The organism is Stenotrophomonas sp. SrG (genome assembly GCF_050031795.1).
Classification (GTDB): domain Bacteria; phylum Pseudomonadota; class Gammaproteobacteria; order Xanthomonadales; family Xanthomonadaceae; genus Stenotrophomonas; species Stenotrophomonas rhizophila_A.
Genome location: NZ_JBNBBE010001851.1, coordinates 1 through 229, shown reverse-complemented (window position 1 = coordinate 229; position 229 = coordinate 1). Strand labels below are relative to the sequence as shown.

Here is a 229-nt window from a genome sequence, read left to right as displayed (position 1 = left end):
TTGAGGATCTTGCCGCGCAACGGCAGCACGGCCTGGTTCATGCGGTTGAGGCCCTGCTTGGCCGAACCACCTGCGGAGTCACCCTCGACGATGAACAGTACGGACAGCGCCGGGTCTTTCTCCTGGCAGTCGGCCAGCTTCCCGGGCAGGCCGGCGTTATCCAACGCGCCCTTGCGACGGGTCAGGTCGCGCGCCTTGCGCGCGGCTTCGCGGGCGCGGGCGGCATCGA

General features: G+C 69.0%; 1 protein-coding gene. It reads right to left on the bottom strand.

Going from position 1 to position 229, the window contains the following annotated elements:
• On the bottom strand, positions 1-229 hold a 229-nt coding region (locus ACQG3P_RS25610; RefSeq protein ID WP_426806611.1), incomplete at both ends, for a toprim domain-containing protein.